Source organism: Gordonia sp. NPDC003429, from assembly GCF_053588575.1.
Genome location: NZ_JBSFQF010000016.1, coordinates 68,549 through 87,482, shown reverse-complemented (window position 1 = coordinate 87,482; position 18,934 = coordinate 68,549). Strand labels below are relative to the sequence as shown.

The following is an 18,934-nucleotide window of genomic DNA, read 5'->3' as shown; positions in this document are numbered from 1 at the left end:
AACGACCGCAAACACCCCTTCGTGTGGACGAAACCGGTCGAGGAGATTCTCAAGAAAGCTCAACCGAAAACCAACTAACGAAACGCGACACTAGGTCGCCGCGTCACCCATGGTTCGCCGGTTGATCAATCAAAACATCCGCGACGCGGACCGCCCGACGCGCACAATGAGGATATGAGCGACTTCAACGAGACCATCATCGACGAATTCCGTTCGAATGACGGCACCGTCTCCACCATGGGGTTCGGCCGCACGCTGGTGATACTGCATTCCACGGGTGCGAAGTCCGGGCAGGAGCGGACCAGCCCCCTGATGTCGTTACCCGACGCGGTCGGCGGGCGGTTCATCGTCGGCAGCGCGGCGGGCTCGCCGAAGGATCCGGCGTGGGTGCACAACCTCCGCAAGAACCCCGAGGTCACCATCGAGGTCGCCGGCGACAAGGGCGGCATCGAGACCCACCAGGCGACGGCCACCGAGCTGAATCCGGTGGAACGTGAGCAGGCATGGCAGGCGTTCGTCGCCGCCTCCGACGGCTTCCAGAAGTACACCGAGACCGCGGAAGGTCGGGTATTCCCGATCTTCCGGCTGACGCCGACCGACTGAGCGCACCGCTACTCTGGCGGTGTGTTGCAGCCAGGGGACGAGGTGGCCGGCTTCACGGTCGACTCCCTCGTCGGCCGCGGGAGCAGCGCAGACGTGTACCGGGTCCATCGACCCGACGAACCGGGTCCGCTCGCGCTCAAGGTGCTGCACTCGGAATCCACCGGGCACACCCGGGCACGCGAACGGTTCGAACGCGAATTCTCCATCGCGTCGGTGCTGCATCACCCCCACATCGTCGCGATGTACACGCGCGGTGAGGTCGAGACCCCTGAAGAGGCCCTCGGACGGGCCCGATCGCTCGGCATCGACGAGACCGACACGCACACCACCCTCTGGCTCGCCATGCAGTACGTTCCGGGACCCCCGGCGACGGCCCTCATACCGCGCGCGGACGAAGAACCCGAGGTCTCCACGGTGATGACGGTGGCCCGTGAGATCGCCGACGCGCTCGACTATGCGCACGGTCAGGAGGTCCTGCACCGGGACGTGAAACCCGCGAACATCCTGCTCACCTCCGACCAGGACGACGCCGACGCCTTCCTGACCGACTTCGGCATCGCACAGTTGCTCGACGACACCCGGCCACTCGCGCGCAACGGACGCGTGCAGGGTTCCATCGGATACGCAGCGCCCGAACTGCTTCAGGCCAAGAAGATCTCACCGGCCACCGACCAGTACGCGCTGGCCTGCACGCTCGTCGAACTACTCACCGGCGAACCGCCGTATCCGCGTGCCACCGCGTTCGCGATCACCCGGGCCCATTTGCGTGACGAGCCACCGAAACTGACCCGCCGGCGCAAATGGCTTCCCTCGGCACTGAACTCGATCTTCGCCAAAGCGCTCGCGAAGGACCCCGCCGATCGTTACGACACGTGTCGCGAGTTCGTCGACATCGTGGCCCGGGTGATGCGCGACGTTCCGGTTCCGGCGCCTGTTGCGCCGCGACGACCCTGGCGACGGGTACCGGTCCGGCACACCTGATGTGATCCATGCCACAGTCAAGGATATGTAAATTCGGACAGCATCCGGCCATTCTCTCTGTGCAGCAACGACTTTGGGACTACAGCTTGTCAAATCAAACCCGGGTGAGGCGCGACTTCTTTAACATTCGCAACCTTTCGGGCGCAGTACGTCGTCGCTAGCGTCTGTTCAGTCCACGTTCACCCGGCCTGCCCTCGCGCGATCCGTGACGGCCTGCAGGCCCCGCAAACGTCCACCACCAGAGGAACCATGACAACCGAACAGACAACGTCCTACGACAACTCTGCCCTCGCGCACGAAGACGAGGGGTACCACAAGAGTCTCAAACCCCGTCAGATCCAGATGATCGCGATCGGCGGCGCCATCGGCACCGGCCTGTTCATGGGTGCCGGCAGCCGCCTGCACGACGCCGGCCCCGGCCTGTTCATCGTGTACGCGGTGTGCGGCATCTTCGTCTTCTTCATCCTCCGCGCGCTCGGTGAACTGGTGCTCCACCGCCCGTCGTCGGGTTCGTTCGTCTCCTACGCACGCGAATTCTTCGGTGAGAAAACAGCTTTCGTCACCGGTTGGCTCTACTTCTTCAACTGGGCCGCCACGGCGATCGTCGATGTGACCGCTGTTGCGCTGTACGTGCACTACTGGGGCATGTTCGAGGCCATCCCGCAGTGGCTGATCGCACTCATCGCACTGGGGATCGTGCTCACGATGAACATCATCTCGGTGAAACTGTTCGGCGAGATGGAGTTCTGGGCCTCGATCATCAAGGTCACCGCGCTGGTCATCTTCCTCGTGGTGGGCATCGTGTTCCTCGCCGGCCGCTTCGAGATCGACGGTCAGCAAACCGGAATCAGCGTCATCACCGACAACGGCGGCATGTTCCCCGAGGGCATCTTCCCGCTGTGCATCGTGACCTCCGGCGTGATCTTCGCCTATGCCGCAGTCGAACTCGTGGGCATCGCGGCCGGAGAGACCGCCGACCCCCCGAAAGTGATGCCGCGCGCCATCAATTCGGTGATCGTCCGGATCGCGGTGTTCTACGTGGGTTCGGTTCTGCTTCTGGCTCTTCTGCTTCCGTACACGGCCTACAGCAAGGGCGAGAGCCCGTTCGTCACGTTCTTCTCGAAGATCGGGATGCCCGCCGCCGGCGGCATCATGAACCTGGTGGTGTTGACCGCAGCCCTGTCGAGCCTCAACGCGGGCCTCTACTCCACGGGCCGCATCCTTCGCTCGATGGCGCTCAACGGCAGCGGTCCCGCCTTCACCGGCAAGATGAACCGCAACGGTGTGCCGTTCGGCGGGATCGCCCTGACCGGCGCCCTCACCCTGCTCGGCATCGTGCTCAACCTCTTTGTTCCCGAGGACGCCTTCAACATCGCGCTGGATCTGTCGGCGCTGGGCATCATCTCCACCTGGGCGATGATCATCGCCTGCCAACTCCAGCTCTACCGCTGGTGGAAGCAGGGCATCCTGGAACGTCCCGCATTCCGGCTGCCCGGCGCCCCGTGGACATCCATTGCCACCCTGGTGTTCCTGGCCGCAGTCACCGTGCTGATGTGCTACGAGAACATCTGGAATCTCATCGCGATCATCGTGATGGTTCCGCTGCTGATCGGTGGCTGGTACGCGGTGCGCGGCAAGGTGATGGCCATCGCCGCAACGCGTGTCGGTTACACGGGTGAGTATCCGGTTGTCCCACAACCGCCGATCCCCACCGAGCCCCATCACCTCGAGGAAGCCGAGGAGCGGATCGAGGAGCGGATCGAAGGCCACCACAAGAACCGCGACGACGAGTAGCTCACATCTCGAGGGCGTACACGCGCCGGGCGGTATCACGGAACACGCTGCGCAACATATCGTTTCCCCACGGGGACAGGATGTCGACGAGCGCACCGACGATCATGTCCGCAGACGCGTTGGGCCGGTCGACCGGAAGGTTGGACCCGAACATCACCCGGCCGGCGCCGAAGTGTGCCACAACATACTCGATGAGCGGTCCCACCATCTCGGTCAGCGTCTCGCGACTTCCGATGTTGCCCCAGGAGTCGTGTCCGTAACCCAGCACCGGTAGGGCGAGCCCGGAGAGCTTCACCACCACATTGGGGTGCGCGGACAGGGTCATCATCCGCTCGCGCCACAACCGCAGGATGTCGGCGCGTGCGGCGGCCGTGGCACCGGTGCGCATGCCCGTCGGACCGAAAGCCCCCACCGGCGCGCCGAAGTGGTCGACGATGATCGTGGCCTCCGGGTACTCGCGGGCGAGGGTGACCACCTCGTACAACTGATGCGAGTACACGAAGGTCTCGATCGACAGCCCTCGCCGCACGGCCTCCCCGAAACCGCGGAGGCTCTCCGCCGACGACAGCACGCCGTCGGCGTCGACCGAGTTCAGCACCCGCGGATCCGGATGGTGCGCGGTGCGAAAGCGAACCGCTCGTACCCGATCGGTGACCTCGAGGTGCTCGTCGAGCGTGGCACCGAAGTCGTCGGTGCGGGGATCGACCCCGACCACGATCGCGCCCAGTGCCGGAGCCAATCCCTGACCGAAGGGCAGCGACGAGAGGTAGCGCGTCTCATCAACCAGGTGACGGTCGGTCGCGGGCGGTCCCTCGGCCCGTTGCGCCCGTGCCCGCCACTGTGATTCGACGGCCACGACGGTTTGTACCGGAGCGCCCGCAACGGTCGGCACCGCAGCGATGTCGGCCAGATACTGTTTCGGCTCGTACGGCCGCGACAACATCCCGGGGGCGAGGATGTACTCGCGCGCAGCCCGATTCAGCGTCATCGAGAAGAGCCTGTTGCCCAGTTGCGAGGGGCCGCGGCGCAGCCGGTTGAGGCTCGACACCGGCCAGGAGGATTGACGCGGATGCCACTGATTCACGTGGGCGTCGACAATCCCCCCGATCACGCCGTCCGGGTAACTCACAGGACGAGAGTGCCACAACACGACGCACGATGACATCACGTGGTGGTTGCGCGCCATCCCGCCGACCATGCGCGGGCTGATTTGCGCGACGGTGTGAGAATGGACCTGTCCTGCGGCAGAGGAGGAGGTCGAGTACATGGCGACTCACTCTCGAAACGTGCTTCACCATGCCCGCGACCTGATCGGGCGCGACCCCGACACCTTCACCCGCAACGTGTTCACGCGGCTCTTCACCATCGACCCCGACCTGCATGAACTGTTCCCCGCGGCGATGCGCAGCGTGCGCGAGGCCTTCTTCCACGTGATCGATCACGTCCTCGAAGTGGTGCCGGCCGACAACGGTCATGACGAGCTGGTGGATCTGCTCGCGCAGCTCGGCCGCGATCACCGCAAGTATGGTGTGCTTCCCGAGCACTACGACCTGATGTACCGAGCCCTGATGGGCGAGTTCCACACGATTCTGCGCTCCCAGTGGGACCAGGAGACCGAACGGGCGCTGGGGCAGGCGATGATGCTGGCGACCGGCGTGATGCGTGGCGCGGCGCAGATGGCGCCGGGCCCCGCACAGTGGAATGCCGAGGTGGTCGAGAAGTATCGGATCACCCGTGACCTGGCGGTTGTGCGTCTGGTCTCCCGAGAGACTCTCCGCTTTGCGGCGGGTCAGTATCTGGAGGTGCAGATCCCGCAGTGGCCGCGTCTGTGGCGCAATCTGTCACCGTCGATCCCGCCGAACCGGGCCGGCGAACTCGAGTTCCATGTGCGGTCGGTGCCGGGCGGATCGGTGAGCTCGGCGATCGTCAACGAATCCGCTGTCGGCGACGTGTGGCAGCTGGCCCAGAGCCATGGCACGCTGCACATCATCCCGGGTCACGACGTCCTCATGGTGGCGGGCGGTACCGGACTCGCACCGCTGCGCGCGCTGCTGATCGAGATGTCGAAGCGGGCCGACGCCCCGGCCACCCACATCTACTACGGGATGCGCTACCCCGGCGAACTCTACGATCTGGCCGTGCTGCGCCGTATCGCGTCGACCAATCCGTGGCTGCGGGTGACCGCGGTGTCCGAGCACGCCGACGATCCCTGGTGGATCGACTCGATCGCATCACCGGAGAAACTCGGCATCGAGCATGAGATCGGGACCCTGGCCGACGTGGTGGCGAAGGCGGGGCCATGGGATGACCATCAAGCGCTGATCGCCGGATCGGCGGAGATGATCGAGGTGACCCGTCGGCGGCTGATCATCGCCGGGGTGCGCGCCAGCCTCATTCAGCACGACCCGGTGCACTAGCGGAGATTCCGGGCCGGGTCATCGGTCGGCGCCGTCAGTTCTGGCCGGTACCGCCCTCGTCTGCGGCGCCGCCCGCTTGCGGGACGGTCACGGTGGTGGTGCTGTACTCGGTTCGGGTTTCCGTTTGCGTCTCGGTCTCGGTCTCGGTCACCGTGGTGGCCTCCGTGCGCGTCACCGTCGGCGGCCGTTCGGTGGTAGTACGCACGTCGGTGTCGGTCACCGTCGCGGTCTCGGTTTCGGTCCGGGTGCCGCCGTTGCGGGTCACCGTGACGGGTTCACCGGTGACCGTCACGGTCGACGGCGTCGCGGCGGGACTCGACCCGCCCGAATCGGAGGTGGTGACCAGCGCGGTCAGTCCGATCGCGCCGAGCAGAACCGCCAGTCCGATGGCGGCGCCGAGTAGCCACCACCGCAGACCCGACGACGACGACCGCTGCCGGGGCACCGGGATGAGGGCGGTGGGCGCCGGCGGTGACGCGGCGCCGGCCGACAGCGCCAGGGCGGGCATGTCGGCGATGATCACCGGACGCTGCACCGAGTATTCGAGCGCGGGTGCGACCCCCGGCAACTCGGCGCCCGCACCGGTGCAGACCACCGACGAGAGCCGTCCGCCGCCGTTGGTCCGCGCGATCATGCCCGCCACAGCGCCGGCGGCCTGGGGATCGGTCACGGGAAGGTTGCCGGCGTCGCCCCCGAGTGCGGCGTCACTGTGATCGGCAACGCCGAGCACCTCACCGGTGGTCTGATCGATCAGGGCGATGCAGGTACCCACCGCGGGGGCGCCGCGGCGGTCGAGGTTGACCACGGCGACCGCACCCGCGCCGGCCGGATTGGCGCGAGCCACCGCGGCCATCGCCGGGGGCAGGTCCTCCACCTTGGTGACGGCGTACCACGCGGGATTGCCGGGGCCCGGGCGAAAGGTTGCCGCCAGGAAGTCGCGGGTCTGCGGTTGCGCGCAGGAGATCGTCATCTCGTCGACCGGGAACGGCGCGGACTCGATGAGTTCACGGATCGCCGCAACCGCTGCCCCGGGCGACGCATCGGGCAGATCCACCATGTTGCTGGCGATGATCTCGTCGCCGCCGGAACCCGGGTCCGCGCGGCGCACCACCGAGGCGATCTCGTCGCCGACGACGGACACGCCGAGGACGACGGGATCGGGCCTCACCACTCCCGATGGTTGTGTCACAGGTCCTGACTCCTCGGTTCGCTGTCGAGGTGCCAGCCTAACGTGCGCTCCCCGGTGGCCGATGGGCCACCGGGGAGCGGGGTACACCTTCTCCGGGGTATGTCGACGGCTGGGCGCTCAGTCGTTACGGCGCGTGTCGTTCCGTCGCGCACGCCGCGGCTGCCAGACCACCAGCGCGCTGGTGCGCGGGACCGGCACCAGGTCGCCGCCACGACGGGCGGCGGCCTGCTCGACCTGTGACTGCAGTTCACGCAGCCGTTCTTGGAGCGCATCGACCTGGTTGGTGAGGTCGATGATCCGCTTGATGCCGGCGAGGTTGACGCCCTCCTCCTGGGAGAGCCGCTGGATCTCGCGCAACACCTCGACGTCACGGGTGGAGTAGCGACGCCCACCGCCGCTGGTGCGTTGCGGGGTGACCAGTCCGAGCCGGTCGTAGGTCCGCAGTGTCTGGGCGTGCATGCCGGCCAGCTGGGCGGCCACCGAGATCATGAAGGTGGCGCCGGACTCCTCGAACTCGCGGTCAAACCCGCTGGTGTCGAATCCCCGCTCGAATTCCTCGCGTGCCATGGCTCATCGCCCCCATCCCGACCGCGGGTCGAATCCGCTCGCCCGTTCCGCCTCGGCGTAGGCGCGCATGGCCTCGATCGCGGCATCGTCGAGCTTGTGTGGGATCTCGACCTTGACGGTCACCAGCAGGTCGCCGGCGCCGCCGCTGCGACGCGGGACACCGCGTCCGCGGACCCGCAGGGTGCGGCCGTCGGTGGTGTTCGCCGGGATCTTCACCCCGACCGACCCGTCCAGTGTCGGCACCGAGACGGTGGCGCCGAGCACCAGCTCGGAGAAGCTCACCGGCAGTTGCACCTTGAGGTCGTTCCCGCTGCGGGTGAACACCTTGTCGGGGGTCACGTGGACCACCACGTACAGGTCGCCCGACGGTGCGCCCCGTCGACCGGCCTCGCCTTGTCCGGCGAGTCGGATACGTTGCCCGTCCTCCACGCCCGCGGGGATGCGGACGTTGATGGTGCGGGTGCGTTCCTTGACGCCGGTGCCCGAGCAATCGCTGCACGGATCGTCGATCCGTGAGCCGGTGCCCTGGCAGTCCTGGCAGGGTTCGCTGAATCCGAACGCGCCCTGATTGCGGCTGACGAATCCGGAGCCGTTGCAGGTGGGGCACACCCGCGGGCTGGTGCCCGGCTTGGCACCGCTGCCGTGGCAGGTGGTGCACGGCGACGGGCTGGTCAGCCGAAGTGGCACGGTGGTACCCAACGCGGCGTCCTTGAACGACAGCGTCGTCTCGGTCTCGAGGTCGTTGCCCCGGCGAGGCCGGGTCGCGGTGGACGTACGGTTGCCGCCGCCGCGATTGAACAGTCCCTCGAAGATGTCGCCGAATCCGCCACCACCGGAGTCACCGGCACCGCCGAACAGGTCGCCGAGATCGCCGATGTTGAAGTCGGCACCACTGTTGGTGGAGTATCGCGTTCCGCCGCCGCCCGGGAATCCACCGGGGAATCCGTTTCCGCCCCCGCGGAATTGGCCGCCGGCGAACATGGCGCGGGTCTCGTCGTACTCCTTGCGCTTCTCCGCGTCGGCGAGCACGCTGTGTGCTTCGGACACTCGCTTGAAGCGCTCTTCGGCTTCTTTGTCCCCCGGATTGGCGTCGGGGTGCAGCTCGCGTGCGAGCTTGCGATAAGCCTTCTTGATCTCTTCAGCCGAAGCGTCAGAAGCAACGCCCAGGTCCTTGTAGAAGTCGTGTTCGAGCCACTCTCGTTGTGGAGCCACCAGACGTCACCTCCTTCGGTAAGTATGTGTGTTCAGTTGTCTGGTTGTGTGTGTTGCTGTTGTGCTGATGCCCGGTGGGGCGTCGTGCGCTGTGCTCCGACGCGCCACCGGGCAACGTGCAGGTGCCTATTGTGCACCACTACCTTGATCTTGCGGCTGCGACTGATCGGCCGGGGCCGGGTCGGTGACCGTGACCATCGCGGTCCGGATCACCTTCTCGCCCAACCGGTAACCGCCGCGGTACACCGCACCGATCACCGGTTCGGGTCCGCTGCCGTCATTCTGGACCGCTTCGTGCAGTTCCGGGTCGAACGGGTCGCCGGGCTGACCGAACTTGACCAGGCCCTCACCTTCGAGTGTCCCGGTGAGCTTGTCGGCCACCGCCCGCAGCGGACCGGCATCGAGGTCGCCGTGCTCGCGCGCACGGTCGAGATCGTCGAGCACCGGCAGCAGCTTCTCGATCAGGATCTGCTTTCCGTAGGCGACACGCCCCTGCTTCTCCTCGTCGGTTCGCCGCTTGTAGTTGGCGAACTGAGCGCGTTCGCGCTGCAGGGCCGCGGTGAGTTCGGCAACCTCGGCGGTCGCCGCACTCGTCGCCTCCTCCGAGCCCGATGCCGCTCCCGGCGCCGGCCGGCGCACCTCTCCCGTCTCGGGATCGATGAGCCGCCGGTCGGTCACCGTGATCGGTTCGTCGACCTCTTCGTTGGGATCGACGGCGGTGAGCTCGGGCTCCTCAGGGGTCACTTGGTGTCCCCGGAGTTGCTGGGCTCGTCCACGACCTCGGCGTCGACGACGTCATCGTCGCCGCCGGTGCCGCCCTCGGGGGCCGCTCCGTTCGCGGAGTCCGCCGCCGATGCGGCGTAGATGGCCTGTCCCATCTCCTGCGACTGGGTCGACAGCTTCTCGATCGCGGTCTTGATGGTCGCGATGTCGGTGCCCTTGAGCGCCTCGTTGGCCTCGGCGATCGCCGCGTTCACCTTGTCCTTGACGTCACCGGGGACCTTGTCCTCGTTGTCCTTGAGGAACTTCTCGGTCTGGTTGACCAGCGACTCGGCCTGATTGCGGGTCTCGGCCTCCTCGCGACGCTTGCGGTCCTCTTCTGCGTGGGCCTCGGCGTCCTTGATCATCCGGTCGATCTCGTCCTTGCTCAGGCCCGAGCCCTCCTGGATGCGGATGGAGTTCTCCTTGCCGGTGCCCTTGTCCTTCGCGGTGACGTGCACGATGCCGTTGGCGTCGATGTCGAAGGTCACCTCGATCTGCGGAACACCTTGCGGCGCAGGAGCGATGCCGCCGAGCTCGAAGCTGCCGAGCAGCTTGTTGTGCGAAGCGATCTCGCGCTCACCCTGATAGACCTGGATTTGCACCGACGGCTGGTTGTCCTCGGCCGTGGTGTAGGTCTCCGACCGCTTGGTGGGGATGGTGGTGTTGCGCTCGATCAGCTTGTGCATCACGCCGCCCTTGGTCTCGATGCCGAGGCTCAGCGGGGTGACGTCGAGCAGGAGCACGTCCTTGACCTCACCGCGCAGCACGCCGGCCTGCAGGGCAGCGCCCACCGCGACGACCTCGTCGGGGTTGACGCCCTTGTTGGGCTCGCGGCCACCGGTCAGTTCCTTCACCAGTTCGGTGACGGCCGGCATACGGGTGGAGCCACCCACGAGCACGACGTGGTCGATGTCGCCCACGGAGATGCCCGCGTCCTTGATGACCGCCTGGAACGGAGCGCGGGTGCGCTCGAGCAGATCCGAGGTGATCTTCTGGAACTCGCTGCGGCTCAGCTGCTCGTCGAGGAACAGCGGATTCTTGTCGGCGTCCACGGTGATGTAGGGCAGGTTGATCGAGGTGCTCTGCGAGGCGGACAGTTCGATCTTGGCCTTCTCGGCAGCCTCACGCAGACGCTGCATGGCCATCTTGTCCTTGGTCAGGTCGATGCCGGCGCTGCTCTTGAACTTCTCCACGAGCCAGTCGACGATGCGCTGATCCCAGTCGTCACCACCGAGGTGGTTGTCACCGGAGGTGGCGCGGACTTCCACCACGCCATCGCCGATTTCGAGCAGCGAGACGTCGAAGGTGCCGCCTCCGAGGTCGAAGACCAGGATGGTCTGTTCCTTCTCACCCTTGTCGAGGCCGTAGGCCAGCGCCGCCGCGGTGGGCTCGTTGACGATACGCAGGACGTTGAGGCCCGCGATCTGTCCGGCTTCCTTGGTGGCCTGACGCTGCGCGTCGTTGAAGTAGGCGGGCACGGTGATGACGGCGTCGCTGACGTCCTCACCCAGGTACGACTCGGCGTCGCGCTTGAGCTTCATCAGTGTGCGGGCGCTGATCTCCTGCGGGGTGTACTTCTTGCCGTCGATCTCGACGGACCAGTCACCCTCACCCATGTGACGCTTGACCGACCGGATGGTGCGGTCGACGTTGGTGACCGCCTGGTTCTTCGCGGGCTGACCGACCAGCACCTCGCCGTTGCGCGCGAATGCGACGACAGACGGGGTGGTGCGGGATCCCTCAGCGTTGGCGATGACGGCAGGCTCGCCGCCCTCGAGTACCGACACCACGGAGTTGGTGGTGCCGAGGTCGATTCCAACAGCACGAGACATGTGTAGTTTCCTCCTAGTTTGTGGGTGTGCACCCAAGTTCTGCCCCCGGGCCGAGCTGGCGGCACGACCGCGGGGAGTGGTCTGTGCAAACCTGCGTCGTGTCCGAGACCGCCGGGACCAAGACTTCAGTGCCTCCGACTCATGTCCTACTGGGTGAGCCGATCACCGTCAAGTCTACTTGAGTCTCCCAGACTCAGGTTTCTCGCTAGGTGTAACCGTGGCCCGCGGCGAGATGTTCCCGGATCGCCGAAAAAAGTTGAGCACAGGTCGCTCAACTGTCCGATCTGGACGCCTCGGGCCCCGTGACCAGGGAGCGCGACCCTAGACTGACGTCTGGTCGGCTCCGCGGGGGCACATCTTCCGACAGTCAGGAGACCGTCTTGTCCGACAAACGCACCGAGTTCGGCCGGGCCGCCTACCGCGTGGTGGGCACCAGCGGGCTCCGTGCACTCACGCACCGCGCGGTCGACGACCTGCTCGGTGTCGCCTCCGGATCGGTGAACTACTACGCGCCCACCCGCCTCAGACTTCAGCAACTCGCCCTTGCCGCCGCGTACGACGACACCCGGGTCATCGCCGTCCGCGAATTCACCCCGCTGCTGACGTCGGCGGGTGTGCCGAGCCCGGCCCTCGTGGTCGACTGCACCGTGCGCTACATCCTGGCCATGATCACCGAGGGTCGGACGGTGTCGAACGCACGCACCGCATTGCTCCTCGAGGCGCAGTTCGACGAGACCCTGCGGCAGATGATCATCGAGCGGCGGACCGAATTCATCGCCCTCGCCGACGTGGTCACCCGCCGCACCAAACCGGACCGCGACGAGCGCGACACCGAGCTGGTGGTGGCGCTGATCGACGGACTCATCCAGCAACAGAGCCTCGCGTCGTCGAGCCCCTTCCCCGAGGAGATGGTCCGGGTCGGGGTCACGCGCGCCTTCGGATTCTCCGCAGCCGACCTCGAGGACGTGTGTTAGCGTCGACTACAACGGCCGTTGAGGTCGTTGCCGCGCGGTGACCTCATTCAGCGCGGATGTGCCGCGAAGAACTGCCAGATGGTCGGGGTGGCGGCGAGCGCAGTCGAAGGTTCGGGCACGATACCGAGCGCGGATAGTCGGGGGTTGCGCTCGCTTCCCGGCCACTGGTGGCCCGCCCCGGCGATGCTGATGAGCTCCACCGTTCGTCCTCCCGGACATGCCGCGCTCGAGGTGCTCACCACGCCGCGGATCACGACGTGCGGCGACCGGCAGTCGTTGATCCGGCGGAAGGCGGCGTTGTCGGCGGGTACCGACGGCCCGTCGACCCTGGCCTGCCCGTCGAGGGAGAACGCCTTACCCGGCCCACCGCCGTAGGGCACACGATCGTCGGCCGTCCCGTGAATGGCGAGCAGCGAGATCGGCCGGGCACCCGCACACGGCACGAGAATGGTTCCGGCGACTGGTGCCGCGGCAGCGAATATGTCTGTCTCACAAGCCATTCGGTACGCCATCATGGCCCCGTTGGACATTCCGGTGACGTAGATGCGACGACGATCGACCGGCGACGTGCGCTCGACGTCGGCAACCACCGCCTTGATGAATCCGACGTCGTCGACGTGTGTGCGTTGTGCAGGTCCGCAGCACGTTCCCGCATTCCACGACTTCCCGATTCCGTTGGGGAACACCGCGACGAACCGTCCGCGGTCGGCCTCGGCGTCCCAGTGATAGCTCTTCTCGGCCTGCGCACCGTCTCCGTATCCGCCGTGCAGCATCACCACCAGTGGTGCCGGGCCGGTGAGACCGGCGGGGCGATACATCTCGTAGGTCCGCCCGCCGATGTCGTGCGTGGAATGTCCCGCCGCGACCGGCGCTCCCGCGGCCCGCACGGGCGCGCACGCGACGACGGCGCCCATCACCAGAAGAAGGAATGCCACACCGATTCGCGCTCGACAGCTCATGCATCGACTGTGCACACGGGCCCGATCGCACACAATTCACGATCGGGTTTTCTCATCGGATCGTCATCCGCACCCATCCGCGTGCCGCGCTCCCCCGAATACCGGGTGAGGCCCGCACCGATGCGGGCCCGTCATAAACGATGGGAAAAACCATGGCAGTCAACAAGATTCAGCGTCTCGCACTTGCCGCAGCAGGAGCCGTCCTCACCGTTGGTGTTGTCGCGGGTTGTTCGGACGACAACAGTTCGACGAGCTCGGCCACGTCGGAAACCTCGGCGATGACCTCGATGGCGATGGGTAGCAGCGCGGCCGCAGAGCCTGCCGCACTTGTCGGCCCCGGTTGTGCGGCCTACGCGCAGGCTCATCCCACCGGGCCGGCCTCGGTGGCCGAACTGGCCAAGGTGCCGGTCGCCACCGCGGCGTCCAACGTTCCCGAGCTCTCCACCCTGACGCAGGCACTCTCCGGAAAGCTCAATCCGCAGGTCAACCTGGTGGACACGCTCAACGACGGCCAGTACACGGTGTTCGCCCCCACCGATGAGGCGTTCGCGAAGCTCGACACGGCCACGGTGGACAAGCTCAAGACGGACTCCGAACTGCTCGGCAAGATCCTGAAGTTCCACGTCGTGTCCGGGCAGGTGGCACCCGCCGAAGCCGACGGCACGCACAAGACCCTCGAGGGCCAGGACGTCACGGTCAGCGGTAGCGGCAACGATCTGAAGGTCAACGACGCCGGCGTCGTGTGCGGCGGCATCAAGACCTCCAACGCCACCGTCTATCTCATCGACACCGTGCTCATGCCGCCCACGATGTGATCGCGGCGCCCTCGGACCGACGACCCCGCCTCAGCTCTGCTGTGCGGGCAGGGCGTCGCCCGGCAGCCCCTGTGCGGGATGCACCTCGAAGGCAATGACGCCGGCTTGCACGGCGGGGTCGTCGTTCATGAGGGCGGTGGTGGTTTCGACGTCGCGGTCGAAGACGCCGACCCCGCGGACGTCGGAATCGTCGACGACCGGCAACACGACGGCGAGGTCACCGGCCTTGCGCAGGGCCAGCGTGCGCCGACCGTGTTCGAGCATGAGCGGGCCGGTGTCGGGCGTGCCGAAATTGGGTCCCGACCTGAGGATGACAATCGAATAGTTCTGCGCGTACTCCAGGATGGTCTGCATCTCGGCGTCGGTGATCTCGGGGAGTTCGGCCATGGTTCCTCCTTGAACGGGTCACTGTGCATCCATTGTGACCGAGGCACCAATACCTGAGAAAGTGCGCCGGGAGCAGAGAAAAGCCGCGGGGCGTCACAACATTCGCTGTGACGCCCCGCGACGTTTGAGTCGACGACGGATCAGGCGGCGGCCGTCACCTCACCGGCGGCGGGCTCCAAAGCCTGCGCGACGATGTCGGCGACATCGGCCACCGGGATCACCGTGACCGCGTCGAGCACCTCGGCGGGCACGTCGTCGAGGTCGGCCTCGTTGCGCGGCGAGATGAACACCGTGGTGAGCCCATTACGTTGCGCGGCAAGCAGTTTCTGCTTGAGACCACCGATTGGCAGCACCCGTCCGTTCAGCGTGACCTCACCGGTCATGCCGACCTCCGCGCGCACCCGGCGGCCGGTGGCCATCGATGCGAGCGCAGTGACCATCGTGATACCCGCACTGGGGCCGTCCTTGGGCACCGCACCGGCGGGCACGTGCACGTGGATGGTGCCGTCAAGCGCCGCAGGATCGATGCCGAGCTGGGCGGCGTGGGCACGGACATAGGAGAGCGCGATCTGCGCGGACTCCTTCATCACGTCACCGAGCTGCCCGGTGAGCTGCAAGCCGCCCTTGCCTTCGCCGGCGTCGGTGCGGTTGGCCTCGATGAACAGCACGTCGCCACCCATTCCGGTGACCGCGAGCCCGGTGGCCACGCCCGGCACCGCCGTGCGCTCCTCGGACTCCGGGGTGAACCGCGGGCGACCCAGGTACTCCTTGAGATCGGCCTTCTCGACATGCACCGGCGCCTGCGCCTTGCCACTCTCGATGTTGGTCGCGGCCTTGCGCAATGCCTTGGCGAGGAGCCGTTCGAACTGTCGCACACCGGGTTCGCGGGTGTAGTTCGCGGCGATCTCACGCAGCGCCTCGTCGGACACGGTGATCTCGTCGTCGGTCAGTGCCGCGCGCTCACGCTGCCGGGGCAGCAGGTAGTCGCGGGCGATGGCCACCTTGTCGTCCTCGGTGTAGCCGTCGATGGTCACCAGTTCCATCCGGTCCAGCAGCGCCGACGGGATGTTCTCGACGACGTTGGCGGTCGCCAGGAACAGGACGTCGGAGAGGTCCAGATCCAGGTCGAGGTAGTGATCGCGGAAGGTGTGGTTCTGCGCGGGGTCGAGGACCTCGAGCAGTGCGGCGGCCGGGTCGCCCCGGTAGTCGGAGCCCACCTTGTCGATCTCGTCCAGCAGCACAACGGGATTCATCGATCCCGCCTCGCCGATGGCGCGCACGATACGGCCCGGCAGGGCGCCGACGTAGGTGCGTCGGTGACCGCGGATCTCGGCCTCGTCGCGCACACCACCGAGGGCGACGCGCACGAACTTGCGGCCGAGGGCACGGGCCACGGACTCACCCAGCGACGTCTTGCCGACACCGGGAGGACCGGCCAGCACCATGACGGCGCCGGAGCCACGTCCGCCGACCACCTGCAGGCCACGCTCGGCACGCCGGGCGCGCACGGCCAGGTATTCCACGATGCGGTCCTTGACGTCCTCGAGGCCATGATGATCGGCGTCGAGGATCTCGCGGGCGCCCTTGATGTCGGTGGAGTCGTCGGTCCGGACGCTCCACGGCAGGTCCAGGACGGTGTCGAGCCAGGTGCGAATCCATCCGGTCTCCGGCGACTGGTCGCTGGCGCGTTCGAGCTTGCCGACCTCGCGCAGTGCGGCTTCGCGCACGTTGTCGGGCAGGTCGGCCTGTTCGACGCGTCCGCGGTAGTCGTCGGCGCCGTCGGGCTCGTCCTCACCGAGTTCCTTGCGGATCGCGGCGAGTTGCTGACGCAGCAGGAATTCCTTCTGCTGCTTTTCCATGCCGTTGCGGACGTCGTCGGCGATCTTGTCGCTGACCTCGGTCTCGGCGATGTGCTCGCTGGTCCAGTCGATGAGCAGGCGCAACCGCTCGGCCACGTCCGGCGTCTCGAGCAGCTGCCGCTTCTGGACGTCGGTCAGCCACGACGAGTAGCCCGACGTGTCGGCGAGATCGGCCGGCTCGCTCATCTTGTTGACGCCGTCGATGATCTGCCAGGCCTCACGGCGCTGCAGCATGGCCAGCACGAGCTTCTTGTATTCGGCCGCGAGTGCCTTGGTCTCCGCGGTCGGCTCGACGGCGTCGACCTCGGTGACCTCGACCCACAGTGCGTTGCCGTGGCCCGTGGTCCCGGTGCCGATGTGCGCACGGGTTTCCCCCTTGACCACCGCAGCGGTGCCGCCTCCGGGCATGCGCCCGACCTGCACGATCGACGCGATGACGCCATAGGTGGGGTACCGGTCGTCCAGACGAGGGGCGATCAGTAGTTTTCCGGGTTCACTGGCCCGGGCCGCGTCCACCGTCGCCTGAGCTGCGTCGTCCAGCGGGATCGGCACAACCATGCCGGGCAGAACAACCAGGTCGGGAACGAAGAGGACGGGCACTGAGTACGTGTCAGACATTTAACCTCCAAAGTTCAGTCTGATGCACTCAACCTTGGTGGCGGGATGTTTGTTCCCGGGCAGATTTCGCCGTGGGCGGAATGAATCGCGCACCAGCGACCTCCCCAAAATGACGACCGGCATACTCGTCACCCCGCCTACGGCGGCATCGATCCTCCCCCGATCGGTGGACATCGACATCATCCGCCGCAACCACCGGCCGACGGACTGTCATCGACCCTGCTGAGCGGGAAAGTCATTGGTGTCAGAAACAACCCGCCCAGCCCCGACCGGGACCGGACGACACACTTGGAGGAGACATCATGAGCATCTCGAAGAACGTCAAGACCCGCACCCTCGCCGCCATCGGCGCTGTCGGGATCGCCGGAGCACTCGCCGCAGGCGGCGCCGGACTCGCCCACGCCGGCACGCTGCCGGTGACCCACCCCGGTGAGCCCACCGTCGCCATGACGCTCACCAACCACACCGACAAGACCGAATTGCTGGCCTCGGCCACGCCCGGTAGCGGCTACTGGGTTCAGGCACCCGCGCGCTCGCTGGCACCCGGAGCGTCGGAGACCGTCGTGAGTGCCGCGCCCAACAGCAGCTACGAGACCGTGTTCGTCAACTACCGGATCGGCGCCCTCGGCCCAACTGCGACCTACAACCTCGAAAACGTGCGCGGCAATGTCAACACCAGCATGACCGGCATCTCCGGCGGCGGTCACTACTTCATCAACCAACCCCAGATCTCCACCGGCTACCCCAATGTCAACGTCGGCTACGACCTCTGGTGACAGTCCTCCCCCAAATCCTGATCCGATTGGAGGCACGAGTGAACAGCGCGCCCGGTCAACGATGCACCCGCGGCGTCGTTGACCGGGCTGCTGGTCGTCGTCGGCATCCTCGCGGAGCTTTGGCTGATATGTATTTGAGCACTACACTCTTGCCATGGGAGCTCGCCACAGGATCGCCGTCCTCGCGCAGGAACAGGCGTATCCGTTCGAACTGGGTATTCCCACTCGGATCTTCACCGCGGCAGACGCCGGATACGAGGTACGAGTCTGCACGGCCACCGGGCAACCGATCACCTCGAACGCGGGGTTCTCGGTCATGCCCGACCACGGCCCCGAGATCATCGACGACGCCGACACCGTGATCGTGCCGCCCGTCGACGCATATCACCTTCAGCGCAACCTCCGGCCTGAGGTGGCCGAGGTGGTCGCGTCGATCCGCGAGGGCACCAGGATCGTGTCGATCTGCACCGGCGGGTTCACCCTCGCCGCGGCGGGACTCCTCGACGGCCGCCGGGCGACCACGCATTGGGAGTGCGCTCCCCTGTTCCACTCCTGGTATCCGACAGTCGATCTACACAAGGATGTGCTGTTTGTTCACGACGGCGGAGTCCACACGTCGGCGGGCGCGGCGGCCGGTATCGACCTGTGTCTGGACTTGATTCGCTCCGACCACGGTGCACGGGCGGCCGGCAAAGCCGCCCGACGCTGCATCGTGGCACCCTTTCGCGACGGCGGTCAGGCACAGTTCATCGAACGTCCCCTAGTCGACACCGCCGATGCGTCGACAGCCGGCACCCGCGAGTGGGCATTGAACAATCTCGACACCAAGATCACCATCGCCGATCTCGCGCGTTACGCACATATGAGTGAGCGCACACTGGTGCGAAAATTCACTGCCGAAACCGGAATCGCTCCCCGCCGCTGGCTGACGCTGCAACGACTGGCCCGTGCGCGCGAACTGCTGGAGGAATCGGAGATGTCGATCGAAGACGTCGCCGCCGCGGTGGGTTATGCGACCGCAACATCGCTGCGCAATCACCTGAGCACCAACGTCGGGTTGCTCCCGGCCGCCTACCGTCGGAGCTTTCACCGCCCGGCCGAGAACAGTGCCGCGATGGCGTGAACGCGCATTGGCGTGTTTCTATCGAAAGATGACGTTCTTGTCACTCGTCGGAATCGACCAAGCGTC

General features: G+C 66.5%; 17 protein-coding genes. 8 read left to right on the top strand and 9 right to left on the bottom strand.

Annotated features, from left to right (window positions below; all coding sequences use genetic code 11):
• The first annotated feature begins 174 nt into the window (after positions 1 to 174).
• The 3 genes from ACWDSI_RS17125 (at position 175) to ACWDSI_RS17115 (ending at position 3,378) form a co-directional block, all read left to right on the top strand.
• Positions 175 to 603, top strand: coding sequence for a nitroreductase family deazaflavin-dependent oxidoreductase (locus ACWDSI_RS17125; RefSeq protein WP_449748185.1), 429 nt, complete (start codon positions 175 to 177; stop codon positions 601 to 603).
• 21 nt (positions 604 to 624) lie between these two features.
• Positions 625 to 1,584, top strand: coding sequence for a serine/threonine-protein kinase (locus ACWDSI_RS17120; RefSeq protein ID WP_449748186.1), 960 nt, complete (start codon positions 625 to 627; stop codon positions 1,582 to 1,584).
• 249 nt (positions 1,585 to 1,833) lie between these two features.
• Entirely contained in the window at positions 1,834 to 3,378 is a 1,545-nt protein-coding gene (locus ACWDSI_RS17115; RefSeq protein ID WP_449748187.1) for an amino acid permease, read from the top strand.
• 1 nt (position 3,379) lies between these two features.
• Here the strand turns inward: ACWDSI_RS17115 and ACWDSI_RS17110 are convergent, their stop codons facing one another.
• Complete coding sequence (locus ACWDSI_RS17110; RefSeq protein ID WP_449748188.1) at positions 3,380 to 4,507, bottom strand: amidohydrolase family protein; 1,128 nt, start codon at positions 4,505 to 4,507, stop codon at positions 3,380 to 3,382.
• Between the two features lie 136 nt (positions 4,508 to 4,643).
• Between ACWDSI_RS17110 and ACWDSI_RS17105 the strand changes: the two genes are divergently transcribed.
• Complete coding sequence (locus tag ACWDSI_RS17105) at positions 4,644 to 5,795, top strand: FAD-binding oxidoreductase (RefSeq protein WP_449748189.1); 1,152 nt, start codon at positions 4,644 to 4,646, stop codon at positions 5,793 to 5,795.
• Between the two features lie 34 nt (positions 5,796 to 5,829).
• Here the strand turns inward: ACWDSI_RS17105 and ACWDSI_RS17100 are convergent, their stop codons facing one another.
• The 5 genes from ACWDSI_RS17100 to dnaK form a co-directional block, all read right to left on the bottom strand.
• The gene (locus ACWDSI_RS17100; protein WP_449757266.1) at positions 5,830 to 6,984 is read right to left on the bottom strand and encodes a hypothetical protein; all 1,155 of its coding nucleotides are present in this window, start codon (positions 6,982 to 6,984) and stop codon (positions 5,830 to 5,832) included.
• A gap of 117 nt (positions 6,985 to 7,101) precedes the next feature.
• On the bottom strand, positions 7,102 to 7,551 hold the full coding sequence (locus ACWDSI_RS17095) for a heat shock protein transcriptional repressor HspR (protein ID WP_449748191.1): 450 nt from the start codon (positions 7,549 to 7,551) through the stop codon (positions 7,102 to 7,104).
• 3 nt (positions 7,552 to 7,554) lie between these two features.
• Positions 7,555 to 8,763 (bottom strand): molecular chaperone DnaJ, encoded by a 1,209-nt coding sequence (gene dnaJ / locus ACWDSI_RS17090; protein ID WP_449748192.1) that lies wholly within the window; start codon positions 8,761 to 8,763, stop codon positions 7,555 to 7,557.
• A 126-nt stretch (positions 8,764 to 8,889) separates the two neighbouring features.
• Complete coding sequence (grpE, locus tag ACWDSI_RS17085) at positions 8,890 to 9,507, bottom strand: nucleotide exchange factor GrpE (RefSeq protein WP_449757265.1); 618 nt, start codon at positions 9,505 to 9,507, stop codon at positions 8,890 to 8,892.
• Positions 9,504 to 11,357, bottom strand: coding sequence for a molecular chaperone DnaK (gene dnaK, locus ACWDSI_RS17080; protein ID WP_449748194.1), 1,854 nt, complete (start codon positions 11,355 to 11,357; stop codon positions 9,504 to 9,506). The genes grpE and dnaK overlap by 4 nt, the downstream gene beginning before the upstream one ends.
• Before the next feature lie 380 nt (positions 11,358 to 11,737).
• Between dnaK and ACWDSI_RS17075 the strand changes: the two genes are divergently transcribed.
• On the top strand, positions 11,738 to 12,331 hold the full coding sequence (locus ACWDSI_RS17075) for a TetR/AcrR family transcriptional regulator (RefSeq protein ID WP_449748195.1): 594 nt from the start codon (positions 11,738 to 11,740) through the stop codon (positions 12,329 to 12,331).
• 47 nt (positions 12,332 to 12,378) lie between these two features.
• Here ACWDSI_RS17075 and ACWDSI_RS17070 read toward each other — a convergent pair whose 3' ends face one another.
• Positions 12,379 to 13,290 (bottom strand): extracellular catalytic domain type 1 short-chain-length polyhydroxyalkanoate depolymerase, encoded by a 912-nt coding sequence (locus tag ACWDSI_RS17070; RefSeq protein WP_449748196.1) that lies wholly within the window; start codon positions 13,288 to 13,290, stop codon positions 12,379 to 12,381.
• A gap of 152 nt (positions 13,291 to 13,442) precedes the next feature.
• Between ACWDSI_RS17070 and ACWDSI_RS17065 the strand changes: the two genes are divergently transcribed.
• Complete coding sequence (locus tag ACWDSI_RS17065; RefSeq protein WP_449748197.1) at positions 13,443 to 14,105, top strand: fasciclin domain-containing protein; 663 nt, start codon at positions 13,443 to 13,445, stop codon at positions 14,103 to 14,105.
• Positions 14,106 to 14,135: 30 nt separating this feature from the next.
• Here ACWDSI_RS17065 and ACWDSI_RS17060 read toward each other — a convergent pair whose 3' ends face one another.
• Positions 14,136 to 14,492 (bottom strand): hypothetical protein, encoded by a 357-nt coding sequence (locus ACWDSI_RS17060; RefSeq protein WP_449748198.1) that lies wholly within the window; start codon positions 14,490 to 14,492, stop codon positions 14,136 to 14,138.
• Positions 14,493 to 14,632: 140 nt separating this feature from the next.
• Positions 14,633 to 16,969, bottom strand: coding sequence for an endopeptidase La (gene lon / locus ACWDSI_RS17055; protein ID WP_449757264.1), 2,337 nt, complete (start codon positions 16,967 to 16,969; stop codon positions 14,633 to 14,635).
• Positions 16,970 to 17,271: 302 nt separating this feature from the next.
• Between lon and ACWDSI_RS17050 the strand changes: the two genes are divergently transcribed.
• Positions 17,272 to 17,745, top strand: coding sequence for a hypothetical protein (locus ACWDSI_RS17050; protein WP_449748200.1), 474 nt, complete (start codon positions 17,272 to 17,274; stop codon positions 17,743 to 17,745).
• Positions 17,746 to 17,899: 154 nt separating this feature from the next.
• Entirely contained in the window at positions 17,900 to 18,868 is a 969-nt protein-coding gene (locus ACWDSI_RS17045; RefSeq protein WP_449757263.1) for a GlxA family transcriptional regulator, read from the top strand.
• The last annotated feature ends 66 nt before the right edge of the window (positions 18,869 to 18,934 follow it).